18 protein-coding genes are annotated in these 16,595 nt (G+C 50.9%); 4 read left to right on the forward strand and 14 right to left on the reverse strand.

What is annotated here, in order from left to right; genetic code table 11:
- Window positions 1-105: 105 nt before the first annotated feature.
- The 8 genes from OXG87_09345 to OXG87_09380 all read right to left on the reverse strand — a co-directional run bounded on the left by OXG87_09345 (window position 106) and on the right by OXG87_09380 (window position 7,260).
- Window positions 106-1,332, reverse strand: coding sequence for a sialidase family protein (locus tag OXG87_09345; protein MCY3869750.1), 1,227 nt, complete (start codon window positions 1,330-1,332; stop codon window positions 106-108).
- Window positions 1,333-1,474: 142 nt separating this feature from the next.
- A complete protein-coding gene (locus OXG87_09350; GenBank protein ID MCY3869751.1) occupies window positions 1,475-2,524 on the reverse strand; it encodes a Gfo/Idh/MocA family oxidoreductase in 1,050 nt (349 codons plus the stop codon).
- A gap of 13 nt (window positions 2,525-2,537) precedes the next feature.
- Window positions 2,538-3,533, reverse strand: a complete 996-nt coding sequence (locus OXG87_09355) for a TIM barrel protein (GenBank protein ID MCY3869752.1) — start codon at window positions 3,531-3,533, stop codon at window positions 2,538-2,540.
- A 14-nt stretch (window positions 3,534-3,547) separates the two neighbouring features.
- On the reverse strand, window positions 3,548-3,988 hold the full coding sequence (locus tag OXG87_09360; GenBank protein MCY3869753.1) for a hypothetical protein: 441 nt from the start codon (window positions 3,986-3,988) through the stop codon (window positions 3,548-3,550).
- A 94-nt stretch (window positions 3,989-4,082) separates the two neighbouring features.
- Complete coding sequence (locus OXG87_09365) at window positions 4,083-4,463, reverse strand: hypothetical protein (protein MCY3869754.1); 381 nt, start codon at window positions 4,461-4,463, stop codon at window positions 4,083-4,085.
- Window positions 4,464-4,470: 7 nt separating this feature from the next.
- On the reverse strand, window positions 4,471-5,250 hold the full coding sequence (locus tag OXG87_09370) for an undecaprenyl-diphosphate phosphatase (protein MCY3869755.1): 780 nt from the start codon (window positions 5,248-5,250) through the stop codon (window positions 4,471-4,473).
- The gene (locus OXG87_09375; GenBank protein ID MCY3869756.1) at window positions 5,237-6,061 is read right to left on the reverse strand and encodes a hypothetical protein; all 825 of its coding nucleotides are present in this window, start codon (window positions 6,059-6,061) and stop codon (window positions 5,237-5,239) included. The genes OXG87_09370 and OXG87_09375 overlap by 14 nt, the downstream gene beginning before the upstream one ends.
- A gap of 2 nt (window positions 6,062-6,063) precedes the next feature.
- Window positions 6,064-7,260: a Gfo/Idh/MocA family oxidoreductase gene (locus OXG87_09380; GenBank protein MCY3869757.1), complete on the reverse strand. Its 1,197-nt coding sequence runs from the start codon at window positions 7,258-7,260 to the stop codon at window positions 6,064-6,066.
- A gap of 91 nt (window positions 7,261-7,351) precedes the next feature.
- Here OXG87_09380 and OXG87_09385 point away from each other — a divergent pair, with 91 nt between their 5' ends.
- Window positions 7,352-7,639, forward strand: coding sequence for a putative addiction module antidote protein (locus OXG87_09385; protein MCY3869758.1), 288 nt, complete (start codon window positions 7,352-7,354; stop codon window positions 7,637-7,639).
- Between the two features lie 21 nt (window positions 7,640-7,660).
- On the opposite strand, the gene OXG87_09390 is transcribed toward OXG87_09385, so the two are convergent.
- Complete coding sequence (locus OXG87_09390; GenBank protein ID MCY3869759.1) at window positions 7,661-8,191, reverse strand: methylated-DNA--[protein]-cysteine S-methyltransferase; 531 nt, start codon at window positions 8,189-8,191, stop codon at window positions 7,661-7,663.
- A 370-nt stretch (window positions 8,192-8,561) separates the two neighbouring features.
- On the opposite strand from OXG87_09390, the gene OXG87_09395 reads away from it, so the two are divergent.
- The 3 genes from OXG87_09395 to OXG87_09405 are packed head-to-tail and all read left to right on the forward strand — an operon-like array spanning window position 8,562 to window position 13,550.
- On the forward strand, window positions 8,562-10,517 hold the full coding sequence (locus tag OXG87_09395) for a hypothetical protein (protein ID MCY3869760.1): 1,956 nt from the start codon (window positions 8,562-8,564) through the stop codon (window positions 10,515-10,517).
- A 14-nt stretch (window positions 10,518-10,531) separates the two neighbouring features.
- On the forward strand, window positions 10,532-12,754 hold the full coding sequence (locus OXG87_09400; GenBank protein MCY3869761.1) for a DUF3604 domain-containing protein: 2,223 nt from the start codon (window positions 10,532-10,534) through the stop codon (window positions 12,752-12,754).
- A 1-nt stretch (window position 12,755) separates the two neighbouring features.
- On the forward strand, window positions 12,756-13,550 hold the full coding sequence (locus OXG87_09405) for a sugar phosphate isomerase/epimerase (protein ID MCY3869762.1): 795 nt from the start codon (window positions 12,756-12,758) through the stop codon (window positions 13,548-13,550).
- Between the two features lie 41 nt (window positions 13,551-13,591).
- On the opposite strand, the gene OXG87_09410 is transcribed toward OXG87_09405, so the two are convergent.
- The 5 genes from OXG87_09410 to OXG87_09430 form a co-directional block, all read right to left on the reverse strand.
- Window positions 13,592-14,266, reverse strand: coding sequence for an HAD family phosphatase (locus OXG87_09410; protein ID MCY3869763.1), 675 nt, complete (start codon window positions 14,264-14,266; stop codon window positions 13,592-13,594).
- Between the two features lie 9 nt (window positions 14,267-14,275).
- Window positions 14,276-14,614, reverse strand: coding sequence for a DUF5615 family PIN-like protein (locus tag OXG87_09415; GenBank protein ID MCY3869764.1), 339 nt, complete (start codon window positions 14,612-14,614; stop codon window positions 14,276-14,278).
- Window positions 14,611-14,838 (reverse strand): DUF433 domain-containing protein, encoded by a 228-nt coding sequence (locus tag OXG87_09420; protein ID MCY3869765.1) that lies wholly within the window; start codon window positions 14,836-14,838, stop codon window positions 14,611-14,613. The genes OXG87_09415 and OXG87_09420 overlap by 4 nt, the downstream gene beginning before the upstream one ends.
- A gap of 913 nt (window positions 14,839-15,751) precedes the next feature.
- The gene (locus tag OXG87_09425) at window positions 15,752-15,961 is read right to left on the reverse strand and encodes a hypothetical protein (protein MCY3869766.1); all 210 of its coding nucleotides are present in this window, start codon (window positions 15,959-15,961) and stop codon (window positions 15,752-15,754) included.
- A 151-nt stretch (window positions 15,962-16,112) separates the two neighbouring features.
- The coding region (locus OXG87_09430; protein MCY3869767.1) for an AAA family ATPase at window positions 16,113-16,595 on the reverse strand (483 nt) is incomplete at its 5' end.

A 16,595-nucleotide genomic window follows, 5' to 3' on the forward strand; every position in this document is an offset into this window, starting at 1 on the left:
TATGCCCTTTGTTTATGAAGTGACCAACGCCTTACATGCATAAATATCTTCTTGAGTCAACGAAGGATATTCTGCAAAGTTTCGTTTTTCACGGTCTGTCATATCTCAAGCGGTAATGGGCTTATAGACTGTACCGCCAAATAGACTCTGCGAATAACGATATGCGATACAGCTGGTTCCCCATTCTTTATGAGCCACATCCATTAGCGTATATGCTGTGGTCACAATGGTCCCATCTTCAAAACATACGGTACTGGGATACCCGCAGTCCGAATGGTAGGCCGTGTCGCTGATGATGTATTCGCGATTTATATCAAAGGTGTTTCCTCCATCGTGACTCACAACAGCGCGAACTCCGAAGGGATATGCGCGATATCCGTATGTAATGAGTACTTTTCCATTTGGGAGAGCCGCAATACTGCCGGGTGAAGCCCCTTGGTTCTGTGCTTCGGAAATGGTTTTTTTCCAACGCGGCCAGGTTTTTCCCCCGTCAAAAGAGTGGGCAAATTGATTTGGCTGATCGTTGAATCTGACATAGGCGAGCCAGTGCTTTTCATCCAGAGGTAGAAATCCCGTTTCGCTCCCGCCTGATTTCACGAGGGTTGATTCCTTCCAGGTCTCGCCGTTGTCAAACGACCAGTAAAGATAACTCATTCTCTCTGGCAATTTGGGGTTCTCGTCATACGCCTCTTGCGTGTAGTATCCCCGTGCGTTGAACACAAGAGCCCCGTTTGAGACCCGTCGCATCTGACCATGGGGATGAAGCCGGAGATCTTTTTCGGGAAATGCCAGAGACACTGGCTCTGACCATGTTTTTCCTTCATCTTCTGAGCGAATTACTTCGATCGATTTAAAGGGATCTCGCGTCGAGATACGCCCTTTCACGTCAATTTCGCTCATGACGCCATAGGCAAGCACGAGGTGCCCGTTCTTCGCCTGTCCAAACGCCGGGTTTCGCAAGTCTAAATTTCGTTCGGGATCTCCCCGCACAACCGCCTGATAATCCGTCCAGGTCCTGCCTTTATCCGATGAAAAGGAAAGACTGATTTCACCTCCACTACCGGCATGACACGAACCGGTTCGCGATGCACAGCATAGCTTTCCGTCCGCCATCAACAAAAGTACGGGGAAAAATCCGCCCCCTCTGGCAAAAGGTTCGGGAAAGGTGCGCACATTCCCGTAGTCTTTTCTCAAGGGATCATCTTTGCATTCGGGGAACCGCAGAAAATGTTCGTCGGATGCCCTCCCTTCACGCAATGTTGGCCAACGCGTGCCCGTAGCAATAACGGGGACTTCTTCTATACGATCGACCAGAGAGACAACCTCAAACATCGTTTTACTCCTGAATGAGTGTGCCGTCATCGCTTTCTATTCATCCATGAACGCATAATCAAGCCCCACGCGAAGCCTGCCATCAAACAGATGGGCAACTTATATCGGATTCATCTCTATGTATGCCCTCTGCTTGTTACCCCTAATCAACAATGGGCAAATGGACCGTTGCCCCGCGTTCGACAGAGCGGAATACCGCTTCGGTGAATTCCATGTATTTCACGCCTTGATAGAAGGTCGATTCGGCGGGTTTGCCGGTTTTGATCATGTCGATGAAATCCGCCTCAACCGTCCATTCGCGCCTGTCGGATGCTGGGACATCCAATTCCTGCAATGTGCCATCGCTCGCTTTGGCACCCAATATCCGCTGCTCGTCCAAAACGGGGGAGGTCTCGTAGATGAGTGTGCCGTCCGTACCGTAAATTTCAATGCTTTCACCCGGCGCGTGATGCGCGGTACCGGAGAAGAGATAGACCGCAGTTGCGCCGCTTTCCATTTGCGCCAAAATATTCACGGTGTCTGGACGGTCAACTGGTCCCATGCCGTCCTCTGTAGAGCGTTCGGTCACATATGTTTCTGCGTGTGCGGATACGGATTTGGTATAGCCACACCAGCGGTGTACAAATTCCACCAGCATGCCCACGCTCATGGTGTTTAAGCCGGAAAAGCGACCGATTTGTCGCCAGTGTAGTGGCGTACTGGGATCAATACCCCCAGGCGTCATTGAGCGGATGACGATGTTGCGAATATCGCCAACATATCCTTCGGCGATCAACCGCTGCATAAACCAGTCGCCTTTTAATGCGTGCGGTGGCTGACATATCTGGTGCGCGAGGTCTGATTCCATTGCTGCGGCATACATGATTTTTGCCTCGCGCAAATTCATCGCCATGCGCGCCTGCACAAATGCATGCTTGTTCGCCTTGAGGGATTCGAGTACAAACTCGCAGTGTTTATAAGGCCAGGTGCCAATCATTACTGCATCGATGTCATCTCGCGCAATGAGCGCGTAGGGGTCGGTCATCAGGTCGGGATTCAGTCCAAATTCAGCCGCAATTTTGCCGCCACTCTCTTCACTGCGGTTGCAAATTGCCACGACCTCGGCATCGTCTATTTGGGCCAATCCAGGGAAGTGGCGGGTGCGAAAAATACCGCCCGCACCAATTATACCAATGCGAATTTTATCTGCCATTACAACCTCCATTTTACGGCATGGTCAAATCTTCGTAGCCCGTCAGGTGATATTCATATCCCAGATAGTCGAGCAAATTGCACAGGGCGCGGAATGCCACGCCAAAACCATCAATACCACTAAAGCCGCCAAATTGTCCACCGCCCTTTACATGCGGTTCCAGATCGATAAATACACCCGGCACCCCCAGTTCCTGAAACTGGCTTTGCAGGCGCGGTACGAGTGTTTTAAAATCCCGCAGGACCATTTCATGTCCGGCATCGCCCTGATCCACGGGAATAAACCGCGTCAATCCTCTCTCTGTTGCGCGGTCCAGCATCGGCTGATTGGCCGGCGCGTTAAATCCTTTGATGTGTATCCATCCCAATCCGGGCTTTGTTTTCTCATATTCGGCAAAAACGCTGTCCGGGCTGTGTCCCATGCTTTCCATATTGCCCACATCCATGATGATGCAGGTGTTGGGACTGTCGATCTTTTCGTGCAGTGCGAGCAGTGTTTCGCCATCTCCGCCGATTAAATGCGATTCTACTTCAGAACCGTAGATCAGGCCTTCGCTTGCACACAGGGCCACAATTTCTGAGAGCTGATCTGCCGCTTGATTTAGATGCGGCCAGGGATCGGTCCCATGTGGGTGGTAATAGCTAAAGCCGCGGATGAGTTTTGTGTCAAATGCATGGGCGAGTTCGATGGCGCGTTTGACATCTGTCTCCAGATATTCCTTAAACGGCACATAGCGATTGTCGGTCCCGTCATTCACGTCCAGCAATTTTATTTTTCCAAGTGGCGATCCAATGCTCGATACCGAAATACCAAATTCACCGTGCATTTTTTGGAGTTGTACAATCTCCTGCGCGGTCAATTCCATGGCGTTCTTTACGCCATTGCCCACGTCGATAAAACGGATTGTGTAATAAGACAAGCCAAGCGCGCGCATCATGGTAAACTGCTCTTCGGCACGCTTGCTCTCCGGTCCTTCGTCGGCAAAACCCGATAAAATCACCTCTGCCACAATAATGCTCCTTTCTATGAATCAGGCCAAAGCACGGGAATCAATCGCGGTGTGCCAGTGCCCTGATCGCAAGCTGGCGTAATCTCAATTGATTGACTATCCCTGAAATCCACGTTGGCCAATACAATGGCTGATAAAAAAGTACACGATCCTCCGGGGGCTATTTCAGAGGGTGTACATACATCTTCGCTCGTCCCCAACGGGGTGTCGTTTTCACCCAACACACGCACGCGCACCTTAAGGCCCGTGAGTTCCAAGCCCGATTGACTGTCAAGATTACCACTAATGCGGATAAAGCTCGATGGACTTTCAGGTGTACCCGCAGCTTCGCCTATAATGGATGGGTTGCCCAAGACGACTAAATCTTCGGGAATAAAAACCCGCGATCCAGCAGAGTCGTCTTTAGAACATCCAAATAAAAAAAAGACGGACAAAAACCCAATGATATATTTCATCGCTGTGTCCTCTGTTGTGTGATACGGCGCGTTTGACGCAACAATATACACGCCAATACTGTATCGGGCAAGGGGGGTATCAGTAGTTAGCTGGCTACTGACCACTTTCCTCAAAATCAAATGTCACCACATTCTGCACGCCCGATAGATTCGAACGCGGGGCAAATTCCATTGTCAATGCAATTTTCTGCACCTGTCCCGCGTCAAATCTGGAAAACCGATGGGTTGTGCGGGCTATTTCTTCGCTGTTAGCGGTCTGCAATTTCCAGGTCATGATAAATGGGCTGATAATCGGTACTGGTCCCGTATTGACGACATCGGCCAGGATGTTTACTCCCACAATATCACCCGTTGCATTGTAGGTCGGCTCGCGGTGTACGTTGGCAATGGACATAAAATCCGAAAGAAGATCGTTCTCGGGCGATATGGGAACGCCCCCACAGCCGAGCAAAAGGCACGCGATCAGCCATCTCATGGATTATTCACTTTCCAAAATACGCTATACCTATCAGGCCGATGAGCCAGCAATAATAGGCAAATCGTGCAAAATGCCCGCCACTGAGCAATCCCAGGAGCCATCGAATGGCAAATACGCCAGACGCATAAGCGACAATAGCACCGATTAGCAGGGTCCATAGCGCGTTCATTTGTGGGGGATGGGCGAGCAGGTCGCCGACCTCTAATGCGGTTGCGCCCAAAATGATGGGGATGGATAATAAAAAAGAAAATGTTGCGGCTTCGCGGCCGTCCAGCCCGCGCAACAGGCCCATGCCAATGGTTGAACCCGATCTGGAAATTCCCGGCAATACGGCGAGTGCCTGTGCACAGCCGATTAAAATGGCGTCTAAAAATGTAATTTTTACGCGGTTTGCGCGCGCAAACCGCGTGCTCCACAAAATACAGCCGGTCGCGATCAAGAATCCGCACACGGCGATTGGGCTGGCGAAAGCCTCTTTGAGGATGTCTTTGAACAGGATTCCCACGACGCCTGCGGGAATAGATCCGATTATCAACAGGTAGATTGTGTGCCAGGATGCGCTATCGCGTCGCAAACAGCCGACGACTAAGTTGCTGATTCGCACGCGCAATGCGGTTACTATAGCCAGCAAAGTCCCAAAGTGTACGATCACTTCAAAGGTTATATTACCGGTTTGGATGCCCCATGCCGCTTGTCCCAATGCGAGATGTCCCGAACTGCTTACGGGCAAAAATTCGGTTAGCCCTTGCAATAGTCCTAAGAGCATGGCTTCAAATGGTGTCAAGAGATTTCCTCAACAATTCTATCACGGGGGTCATAGATGCATCGTTGCAGATTACAATATCGTAAGCGCGCAGATATGCAGCGCGATTTTCTTCGATTGATTCGTTCAAAAATCCCACGCGAATGATACAGTCTGCATCGGCGTCGTTCACCATCTGTGCATCTTCTATGGTGTCTCCCAGGAGGAGGACGTAGCTCTGTGGGGTACTTGCATGACGCGCTTTGTTAAAGCTGTGAATTATTGGTTCGCAAAATTCCGCCACTGCGCCATGTGTATCGAATATCAATTTGTTTGCCGTTATTGTCACATTTGCAGTGAGCAATGATCTGACTTTTAAGAATTTTGAAATTACGTTGCCAATGCCCGCGGATAAAATTGATAGAGGTATCTCTCTGTCTGCCAATATTTTAAAAAGATCGATGGAACCATCGCGCAAGCGCATGAAATCACGGATAGCAATGTCTTCTATTATCTCTTCGGTAAGTCCGTATTTTTGCATCATCGCAAGTGCCGCCATCCACCAATCGCGCATGGCTTTTTGTTTTTTCCGGTGCGAGATTGTCTGCGATATTTCAATGGGGCGATACCGCGCGTACAGGCGATCCATTTCAACGCGATACGTTTCTCCCAAATAGGCTCCGTGCGCAATTACCGAATAGGAGGTCGCATCTTGCCCATCTTCTGTTCGCGCTTTTGTCAATGTGCGGTCCCAATCGCTGACCACACACAGTTGCCCGGTTCTCGTATGGCTGTTCAATTGCGCGATTTTGCCCTGCAGGACTACCTTATCAGCAATTAATACGCGTTCCATAGTTATTCTTCAATCCGCTCGCTGATCTCACCGGTTTCTTTGTCTTTTACAATTCGCTTCAGGCGTCCATCGGGCATGCGCTCGGTTTTCAGGGTGACAAATGGTGCATCTGTTTCGGTCGATGTGGTTTCCCGATCTATTTCACCGCCGCGCCATTCCATTTCTATCGGCTCCCATTGTTTTGTTTTTGCCGATTTGTAACACGCGTCTATAATCGCATTGACGACATAGCCGTCATACAGTGTTTCCATTGGTTCGCGTCCTTCATCCCAGGCGTTGAACATATCTACAAACATGTCCGAATATCCCAGTTCGGCGACTTCGTCTCCCACTGGGAAGAGCCATCCCGTATCGCCTTCGGCTTTTTCCGCTACATAACCTCCTTGTCCCACAGCCGTGAACATGTCAAATCCAGTGCGCAACCAGTGGTTGAGCCAGATTGTTCCTTCTGTGCCTGCCACCTCATCCCGCAGGTCCATGCCTCCGCGAAATGCCCATCCGACTTCAAATTGGCCCATGGATCCATTTTCAAATTTGATTAATCCAATTCCGTGATCCTCTGCTTCGACTGGATGTACGAGTGTGTCGGACCAGCACATCGCTTCTACTGGGCGAATGCCTTTGCCGATGAAGTTGCGAATGATTTCGATGCAGTGACATCCCATATCGACGATTGCACCGCCACCAGCTTTGTTTATGTCCCAGAACCAATCGCTATGGGGACCGGGGTGTGTTTCGCGCGATCGCACCCATAAGATGCGGCCCAGTGCGCCGTTTTTCACGGATTCGAGGGCTTTTAGGGTTTTGGGAGGATATACCAGGTCTTCGAGATACCCGCCAAATACGCCCGCTTTTTCCACTGCCTCCAGAATTTGCCGGGCTTCCTCAGCAGTGCGGCCGAGAGGTTTGGTACAAAATACGGCTTTGCCGGCTTGTGCCGCGAGTCTTGCGGCTTCGAGGTGTAGATCGTTGGGTAAGCCGATTACCACGCCGTCGGTTTCCTCGTCTTCAATTGCGGTTTTGAGATCCGTTGTCCATTTTGGTATGTCCCATTCTTCCGCAAATGTCCTGGCGCGTTCTTCGGTCCGCGAATACACGACCTGCACGCGATCAATTCCCCGATGTCTGTGCAAGGTCATGGTGTAAAACATTCCGATCAGTCCAGTTCCCAACATGGTCAATTTATGTCCTTCAGCCATTTTAATCTCCTTGTCTTTTTGTATCCTATAGGATACATTTAACAAATGATAGAAATTCGTCAGACAAATGTTTACATGGAAAAAAACAATCATGGCAAAAACAAAAACATACCCCTGGAATGCGGCGACCCATCTGAAGACTAAAGAAGATATCGCCGCGTATCTCGAAGCCGTGCTCGAGGATGGCGACCCCAATTTAATCACTGCTGCCTTGGGCGACATTGCCTGTGCCAAAGGTATGACACAAATTGCTCGGGAAACCGGTCTTGGACGCGCAAGCCTCTACAAAGCATTGTCACCTGAAGGTAATCCGGGTTTTGCCACAGTGCTCAAGGTTATACACGCATTGGGATTTCGATTGCACGCGACCCCTATTTGATTACTAAAAAGCGATCAGTAGTTAGCAAAACAGCGTTGGCTGAATCACGCCTTCATGCGTTAAGAGAAATCTTTTCTTGTCCATCCCTCCAGCATATCCCGTGAGATGACCAGATGCGCCGATTACGCGGTGACACGGTACCACTATTGCTACAGGATTTTTGCCATTGGCCGCGCCCACGGCTTGCGATGCGTCCGTATTGCCCAGTGCACGGGCGATGTCGCCATAGGTTCGCGTCTCTCCAAAGGGTATTTCCAACAGTAATTCCCACACGCGCTTTTGAAAATCTGTTCCTCGCAAATCCAACGGCAAATCAAAAACTTTCAGCGTTCCTTCGAAATACATCGCGAGTTGTTCGTCCGCCGTATTTATGATGGGATGATTCACAGCGCGAGGGAAATTTATCTTCGCCTGTTCCGTGCGATCACCTTCAAATGCAATTGCATGTACGCCATTATCTGAGGCCAACACGGTCAACGGTCCCAGTGGACTTGCCATATCTTCCCAGGTGGTCCCTCGCGGTAATTGTTTGAATATCTGTAGATTGAACACAGCGACCTCCGTGGATAAGTCTTGCCTTATATTATACAAAAAAACGGGACGTATGCTCAAAAGAACATACATTCCGTTAGGGGAGAAAGATGGACAGGTTTACTCAATCGGCTTAAAACAGTATCCCACGCCTCTCACTGTGCGGATCATTTCCTGTGCTGTGCCCAGTTTTACCTCATCTCAATTCTTGAATCCCCTTGTATTCCGTGTTATATTGAGCGGTCAAGTTGTAGGCTCTTAACCATCTACATGGGCAGCGGTGTCACTGACGGCAGTCCCATTAACCCAGAGTTCTGATTCACTGAGTCTGACCTACGGGTTTTATCCTGTTCATCCTTTCATCCTGCTTATCCTGATTCTGACAGTTTTCATGGCCCTTTCATCTGAAATACAAGCTGAAACATCTCCCGCTCCGGATACGATAACGTTTCGGTCTATTTTGTTGGGGTTGGTGACCATTGCGGTTGCGACGTGGTATATGAGTTATTTTGCGGGGAATCTGGTTAAGAGCTATTTGCCCGTGGCTGCTTTGATTCCCTTTGTGATGTGGGTGGGGATCAATGTGGGGTTGATTCATTTCGCGCCGCGATTCGCGCTGTCTCGCATTGAGTTGCTCACGATTTTTTCGATGATGTGGATTGTCGGCAGTTTGCCAGCGGTGGGGTGGGGGTTTTATGCGGTGAGTCTGATTCCGTCGCCCGAGTTTTTCGCCTCGCCGGAAAATCGCTTGCGAGATACGGTCATTCCCTTTTTGCCCAGGTGGTTCTTTTTGGACGCCAATATACCCGATGTGCGGGCGGTGTACACCGGGCGTCATCGCGGCGACCCCGTGCCGTGGTTGCTGTGGGTGCGGCCTTTTTTCTGGTGGTTTGTCGGCTGTATTAGCGCGGTGATGGCGGGTTTTTTTGGCAGCGTGCTTTTTTTTAAGCAGTGGCAGGAAAAAGAGCGTCTGGTCTTTCCCATGTCCGAATTTCCTGTGGCTTTGATCGAGGGCGCAGATGAAGGCCGCGTGCCCGCTGTGTTGCGAGACAAAATTTTCTGGATTGGGTTCTGGTGTGTGGGCGGTGTGATTTGCTGGAATATTGTGGGCTATTTTCAACTGAATATGCCCCGGATTACGATTTTTGATCACTATCTTACCAAAGCCGTGGATTTGGGTCCGTATTTTCCTGCGTATTATTTGCGCGTGCAACCGCTGATTATGGGCCTGGCATATCTTTGTCCGGCCGATATTTTGTTCAGTGTGTGGTTTTACAATGTGATCAATATTTTTAAGGTTGGGCTGCTGAATCGAACGGGCTTTACGGTGGGATTAGAGGGGCAGCCTGCTAAGGCCGGTGAGATTGCGATGCTCGAGATGCACGGCGCGCTGGCTTGCCTGGTGCTGTGGTCGGTGTGGGTTGCGCGGAAGCACTTAAGGGAGACGGTGCAAAAGGCTTTGAACCGTTCCCGCGCAGTTGATGATGGCGTGCCCGTTACGTATCGCACGGCATGGGTTGGGCTGGGGTTGGCAACGGTTGGTGTCGGCGGCTGGATGATGTCCTCGGGAGTGGGGTTCTGGGCGATGGTGGGGCAACTCATTCTGATGTTTATGTGTTATTTCGGCATTGCGAAATACGCGGCCGCAACCGGATTTACCTATCTCAATCCCGCTGGTGGTAAAGGCGTGGCGCTGATTCACTCTGTGATTGGTACGTCGAGGCTTTCGCCCACGTCGCAGTCGATGCTAATTCTGTTCAATCGCAATGTGTTTTTGGGAGCCTCAATCCGAACGACCTGTCTGGCTGCTATTCCGCATATTTTTCGCATGTTTGGCAATTCGCTGCGCCGGCATCCGTGGATATGGGGGATGGTGCCGCTGGCGTATTTGGTCGGGTATATGAGTGCGGGTGGTTTTTATTTGTTTCGGTGTTATGACGAAGGCGGGTTGAATGGGCTGCTGGTGTCGTGGCCTATGGATTCACTCATTTCGCGGGTGCCCTATATTGAGGGCAGCAAAATATCGGTTTTTGATACGCAAAAGCTCGGTGTGTGGTTGTTTGGTTTTGCAGAAGCAGGTGTTTTGACTTATTTGCGTTCGCAGTTTGCGTGGTGGCCTTTTCATCCAGTCGCCATTGCGTTTCCGCCCGGGCGATATGCGTTTTGTTTGTTGCTCGTGTGGCTGGTGAAGGTGGCTGTGTTGCGATTTGGGGGCGTGCAGCTTTACAGGCGGTCGCTGCCGTTCTGGTATGGCGCTATTGTCGGGTATTTATTTGGCATTGCGCTATCGAGTGTTGTGGATGCGATCTGGTTTCCAGATAGCAGGCATTTTGTTCACGGTTGGTAAAGGGGAGTGCGATTATGTCTGATGCAGAAGTAAAAAAGTTATATGGGAGTGCGACAGTGAGCCCGTCGGAAGATGTGGTGGCCGGGTCCTATGGCACGTGGACGCTGACTTATACGGCAGGAGAAAAAGGGGTTGCGAAAGGAGGGGCAATTCGGATTTATACGGATGCGGATTCAGACCGCGCAACGCCTCAGATGGATGATCCCGCAGGGGAAGATTATTTGACGATTGACGTGCCGAGAGAAGCGCGTGTAGGCGCGCTGGTGCAGAGTATGATGTCGCTTTTGCTGACTGTAAATGGGCGCGCTTTGGCAGCGGGCGAGCAGGTCTCGGTGACTTATGGCGATACGACAGGCGGCGGACCGGGGTTTCGGTCACAGACTTTTGCCGAGGCGCAGCACTTTTTCTGGGTGGCGGTTGATGCGGGAGATGGCGAGGCCGAGATATTACCCGATCCGCCGTCTTTGCGCATTGTGGGGGGCGAGGCTGTGAAGCTGGTGGTCAATGCGCCGTCTATTGTCGCGTCTGGCAAACCGTTTCGCATTCAGGTCAAGGCCGAAGATGCCTGGGGGAATCCAGCGGTCTCTTATCGCGGGAATGTGGTGCTCAATGGCAATGATGTGCGCGTGCCGCAAACCGTGAGCTTTGGCGATGCAGACGGGGGCGTGCGGTGGATGGATGAATGTGTGGTGGAGCGCGGGGGGATTCACCGTGTCGATGCCGACGATGGCACACTGGTCGCGCAGAGCAACCCGATTGCATGCCGCAATACAGCACCGCAATTCGCGCTGTATTGGGGAGACTCACACGGTGGTCAGGTGGCTATGGCGGAGAAGATTCCCGATTTTTTCAGGTACGCACGAGATGTTGCAGCCATTCACTTTGCGGGATACCAGCGCAATGATCACGTTTTGAGCAAACGCGATTGGGTGTTGCAGCAAGAAACGGAACGCGCGTATAATCAGCCGGGGCAATTTGTCGCTTTGCCGGGCTTTGAGTGGTCGGCACAAACCACGCGGGGCGGGCATCACAATGTGTATTTTCGGCGGCACGATCAGCCGATCCGCCGGTCCGGACACGAGGGATTGGATGACAAGTCGGACGAAGATACGGATTTGAGGCACATTACAGAGGTCTATGAAGCGTATCGCGGGACGGATACGGTGATTACGGCTCATGTGGGGGGCGAGCATTCCGATTTGCAATACCACGATCCCTATCTGGAACCCGCTGTGGAAGTGACGTCGGATCACGGGACATTTGAGTGGATTTTGCAGGAGACACTTGAGCGCAATTATCGCATGGGATTTTTCGGCGGGAGTGATAGCCACAACGGGCGACCGGGCGGGGATACGCCGGGTTTTCAGCACCGGCGTTATGCCAAGGCGGGATTGGCTGCGGTGTATGCACCCGAGTTGACGATTGAGAGTGTTCTGGACGCGTACAAAGCGCGGCGTATTTACGCGACGACAGGTGCGCGGATTTTGCTGCATACTTCGTGTGAGGACCATTGGATGGGGGAGGAGTTCACAACGGGAAATACACCGCGTATCTCGGCTTTTGTAGCGGGTACTGCGCCGTATGAATCTGTGGAATTGTATCGCGGATTGGAACGGATTTACAGCCATCCGATTGAAGGGGCAAAAGACCGCAATCGCGTGCGTATTTTGTGGGAGGGCGCGAGTCGCAAGAGCAGTTATTCCGGCGTGATCTGGGAGGGTACACTGAGGGTTTCTGGGCGCGCGATTAATGGTGTTGAAAAGATCCGGTTTGACAGTCCGCGATCTCGCGTTTTTGATGTGTCCGATGAGGGGTTGCGCTGGTATTCTGTGGCGTGTGGGTATCGCAGTGGTCTTATTATCGACTTGCCGGGCGATGGCGACGTGGATATTGAATGCGTGGTGAATACTTCGGTTATTACCGGTCCCTTGTTCGGCGATCAGGGTATTAAACCGCCGAGGCGCATGTCTTATGCACCGGCTGAAAAGGTCGGATTTCACGTTGGGTCAAGTGATCTGGAAAATGGTCCGGTGACAATGGAACTGGGACCATTGAATCGGCGCGTGACCATTGATTTCGCGCCCGAGGCACAGGCCGCGGGAGAGGTGTCGTTCGATTTTACTGATGAAGACGCAAAGCCGGGCATTAATCCGTATTATGTTCGCGTGGTACAAACCGATATGGAGATGGCCTGGAGCAGTCCAATTTTTGTGGATTATGCCGTGGAGGAGGATTGAAATGGATGTGACGCGCATTTCAGCGTGTAGTTTTCCGCTTCGGGAAAGAGATCTGGATTATACTTTCAAGGTGATTTCCGAGGCGGGGTTTGACAAAATTGATCTGGTGGGGCGCATGCCGCATTTTTCGGTGACTGATCCCGATTACGATATGGACGAACTGTGTCGGGTATGCGATAAGTACGGCGTGGTGTTAGCAAATATCGGGTCGTACTGCGGGCGAGATTTTGTCGCCGATTCGGAAGATGACAGGCAGGCTGCAATGGATGAAATGAAAAAGACGCTGGATGTGGGGAAGGCGTTTGGTTCAAAGTCCATTCGCATTATGCCGGGTGATGGCAAACGCGCTTCGATTGATACGATAGTGCCCTATTTTCAGGAATCCGCGGAGTACGCCGAGAAATTGGGTATTTACATGGGGATTGAGAATCACGGCACTGAAATTTCTGGCAATCCAGAGGCCTGTCAGGAGATTTGTGAGAAGGTCGATTCAGAGTATTTTGGGATTTTGTACGAGCCGTGTAATTTGATGGCTGCAGGTGCAGATTATAAGTCTGCTTTTGATGTTTTTAAGGATTATATCGTGCATGTGCATATCAAGGATGGCGATTACAACTCGGAAGGGAAGTGGGAGCGGTGCATGCTCGGTGACGGTATTATCGATTATCACTGGGTGTGGGATCAGGTGGAAGCACTGGGCTACGATCGGGACTATGCACTGGAGTTTGAGGTGGGCGATATCGAACCCGTGGAGACGGGGTACCGGAAGTGGTATGAGACGTGGGAGAAGGCGTGAGAAGGTAGAAGTTTGAAGGGAGATGACCGTTGATCGCGGCTTTACAATACCGCAATTGCCGCGTCGAGGCGGGGGAGTATGCGGTCGGCGTTGTCGTGATTTTGATGTGCGGTGAAGAAATTGGGCACGGCGAAGACGGTCATGCCAGCGGCTTTTCCAGATTGTACGCCTGCGGCACTGTCTTCAAATACGACACAGGTTTCGGGCGGGACATCGAGTTTTGCGGCGGTTTTGAGGTAGATTTCCGGGTCGGGTTTGGTATGGGTGACGTCACTGCCCGAAAAAATAGCGCCAAATATGTCGTGGAGCGCGTTGGCATTTACATAGGGCAAGACGCCGTTTTGAAGTGTCGCCTGCATGCGCTGGCGCGGTGTGGATGATGCAATGCCGAGTTTGTAGTGTTTGTTTTGAAGATGTGATAGCAGGTCGAGAAAACCAGGCATGAGGTCAATTTGTTCGGGGTTTGAGATCGCGGTTTCAAATCGGGTCATCCAGGCTTCGTGGAAGTCTTCGGGACGGATCGGCAAGTCGTAGCGTTCGACGGCGTCTGCGCTGTTGCTTTCTACGGGATGTCCAACACAGCGCACATAACCTTCGCGCGGTATGTCAATTCCCAGTTCGTTGAGGGTCTGGTTATAGGTGTTGTAATAAATATTTTCCGTATCGACAATCAGGCCGTCCATATCAAATATGACGGCCTGGTATGGTTTAGGCATGATTTTGTCCTACAAGCTCAAGGTGAGAAGGGAGTCTTCATTCTGGTCGTCAAGAAAAGTTACGATCCGGTCTTTGTTCCGCAACAATAAGTCGGCAACCTGATTGTTCCCAGCATTTTTCCCTACAAGCCATACTACTTTTGGCGGATGACCTTGGGAGAAACTGAGTTGAGGAAAGTCTTTATCCCTTGACACGATTGCAAAACCCTGTTTGGCGGCGTAAGCCCAAATCGCTGGATCAGGTTGGCTCTGAAGACCAACTTGCTTGATACTGGCGGTGCCGGGAAAGGCTTCCGCAAGCCGCGCTACGAGTCGATGGCTCAGGTTCTCATCAAGAAGAAGTTTCACGTTGTGGCACTGGATTCAAATTGGAGTTTATGGAAATCGGAAAAATCCCGTGCAGCGCGGATGTGCTGCGGCGTTAGATCCGGAAAATCAACTAATAGTTCATCCTCAGTCATTCCCCCAGCCAGGTATTCCAATATGTCATAGACGGTAATTCGGGTGCCTTTGAAGCAGGGCTTGCCACTACGGACAAAAGGTCGAGGCTCAATATAGTTTTTGAAGCTCATTTTGCCATACTTCGCGGCATCTTCCCGTAGATGAATCCCGCCTTTAGCCCGTGTAATTTCACTGGATCCATAGTTACGTATTCTTAGGGCGAAATTTGCGGCATTCGCAAGGGCGATCCATTTCTTTTCTTTTGTGGCTATAACGTGGTCATCATCAGTCGCGTAAAGAAAGAAATCAATATCCCCACTATCGTTTTTTTCAGGCAAAATCCCTTCAGTCATCAGGCGAATCAAATATTGCGTGTACATGTGGGCGTAGCACTCTACCCTGGGAATGGCATCGGTAAGTCGTTGGGCAGAGAATACACGGACGTCATCCTTATCTGCTTGGACAAAAGCACGTATCTGGCAGGCGGATATGGCTTGGGTAAGCCACTCTTCTGACCGCATTCCGGCGAGGAATCTCTCCTTCTCTTCGCCTCGCAGTTTAGGTACAGACGAAGACCGCTTTTTTGGATCTTTGGCGTACCACTTTTGAAATCCGGAGATATTTTCCGCCATCAAGGAGATGAGAGCATCCACCCACTCTTGCTCGCCCTTCTCGCGCCATGTCGCTGTAAACGGTACATCCAGGCTCCATCGGTCACGAAGTTCGTAGTTCGGTACGCTTCTGCGAACTTCCTCAAGGCTTTGACCTGTGGCTAAGGCTTGGACAGCGTCGGAATATGAGGATATAGGTTCCGCCAACTTGTAACCAAATACCATAGCCAGATGCGATTCGGGATCCGGAAGTTCGTCTATCCGGTGCTTGAGAATGACTTTAGCCGCTGCCTTTCGATCTGCAAAAGATCTGTTGTTAAGTTTAGATACCAACTCAATGATTGAGATGGGAGAGTAACAGAGGTGCTCTCCAGGTTTTTTGACATCCTCAATGCAGATGCGATTCAGTCCTATGTCGTAAAGCACATTCGTATCAAAAATCACTGTCTTCGCCATGTTGTGCTCCTTTTTGTTTCCCTTCCCGACGCAGGTCTTTGTGAGGAGAGACAGTGCTTACTACGCGACTGCCATCTTGTATTTCAGCGGCTTTATAGCGGGCCACCAATTGGTTGAGATCGCCGCCGCTCTCTTCCAAGAGTTTCTGCCTCGTCTGGTGAATTTCTTCAACAATGGAATCACGCAATTATACCTCCATGAGTTCTTGGGGCGTACAGATTGTTGGCGGGTCGTAACCAAAGGTGCGGCAAATTGTCTCAATCTGAGGCCGCAATATAGCGTTGGCTATATGCGTACAATTCCAAGTTCGGGGGTATGCCAGGCAGTAGCCGACAAGTTTATGGTAGAGTCTTAACCCATTTCAGCATCTTTTGGCGATGCTGTTCCTCAAACTCGGGCGCAAGATATTGCTCAATGATACGGCGCGATACGAGATCTCCTAACTGTCCGCGTTCGAGCAATTCATCTGATCTCGGCAGGCTGTCCAATTCGACAAGATCGGCGGCTTGCTTTTCCTCGCTCCAGGTACAAAGAACGACCCCTTTCATCTGCTCGGCAGTCAAATTGTTCATGTTAGCAGGATTGTGCGTCGTGACAAGTGCGCGGAGGTCTCGCCGCTCAATTGCTTCCGCTATTGCAGAAGTCAGAATGCCTACCCGACTGGGATGAAGTCCATTATCAAAATTTTCCACAATAATAGGGGAACCTTCCTGGACGATCTCCAGAGCCGTCAGGATAGCAAGTGTTCGCAATGTGCCATCCGATAAGTCGAGCATGGCGGCGAGCCGGTCGTTCACTGTGACCTCACGCGTTCGTCCTCT

It is taken from the genome of Gemmatimonadota bacterium, assembly GCA_026706845.1.
Taxonomy (GTDB): domain Bacteria; phylum Latescibacterota; class UBA2968; order UBA2968; family UBA2968; genus VXRD01.

Bases quoted from the DNA above. Each gene is read 5' to 3' on its own strand.
- OXG87_09365 (MCY3869754.1), bottom strand. From the start codon at position 4,463: ATGAGATGGCTGATCGCGTGCCTTTTGCTCGGCTGTGGGGGCGTTCCC.
- OXG87_09395 (MCY3869760.1), top strand. From the start codon at position 8,562: ATGGCCCTTTCATCTGAAATACAAGCTGAAACATCTCCCGCTCCGGAT.
- OXG87_09420 (MCY3869765.1), bottom strand. From the start codon at position 14,838: ATGAGCTTCAAAAACTATATTGAGCCTCGACCTTTTGTCCGTAGTGGC.
- OXG87_09410 (MCY3869763.1), bottom strand. From the start codon at position 14,266: ATGCCTAAACCATACCAGGCCGTCATATTTGATATGGACGGCCTGATT.
- OXG87_09380 (MCY3869757.1), bottom strand. From the start codon at position 7,260: ATGGCTGAAGGACATAAATTGACCATGTTGGGAACTGGACTGATCGGA.
- OXG87_09375 (MCY3869756.1), bottom strand. From the start codon at position 6,061: ATGGAACGCGTATTAATTGCTGATAAGGTAGTCCTGCAGGGCAAAATC.
- OXG87_09400 (MCY3869761.1), top strand. From the start codon at position 10,532: ATGTCTGATGCAGAAGTAAAAAAGTTATATGGGAGTGCGACAGTGAGC.
- OXG87_09385 (MCY3869758.1), top strand. From the start codon at position 7,352: ATGGCAAAAACAAAAACATACCCCTGGAATGCGGCGACCCATCTGAAG.
- OXG87_09405 (MCY3869762.1), top strand. From the start codon at position 12,756: ATGGATGTGACGCGCATTTCAGCGTGTAGTTTTCCGCTTCGGGAAAGA.
- OXG87_09345 (MCY3869750.1), bottom strand. From the start codon at position 1,332: ATGTTTGAGGTTGTCTCTCTGGTCGATCGTATAGAAGAAGTCCCCGTT.
- OXG87_09350 (MCY3869751.1), bottom strand. From the start codon at position 2,524: ATGGCAGATAAAATTCGCATTGGTATAATTGGTGCGGGCGGTATTTTT.
- OXG87_09360 (MCY3869753.1), bottom strand. From the start codon at position 3,988: ATGAAATATATCATTGGGTTTTTGTCCGTCTTTTTTTTATTTGGATGT.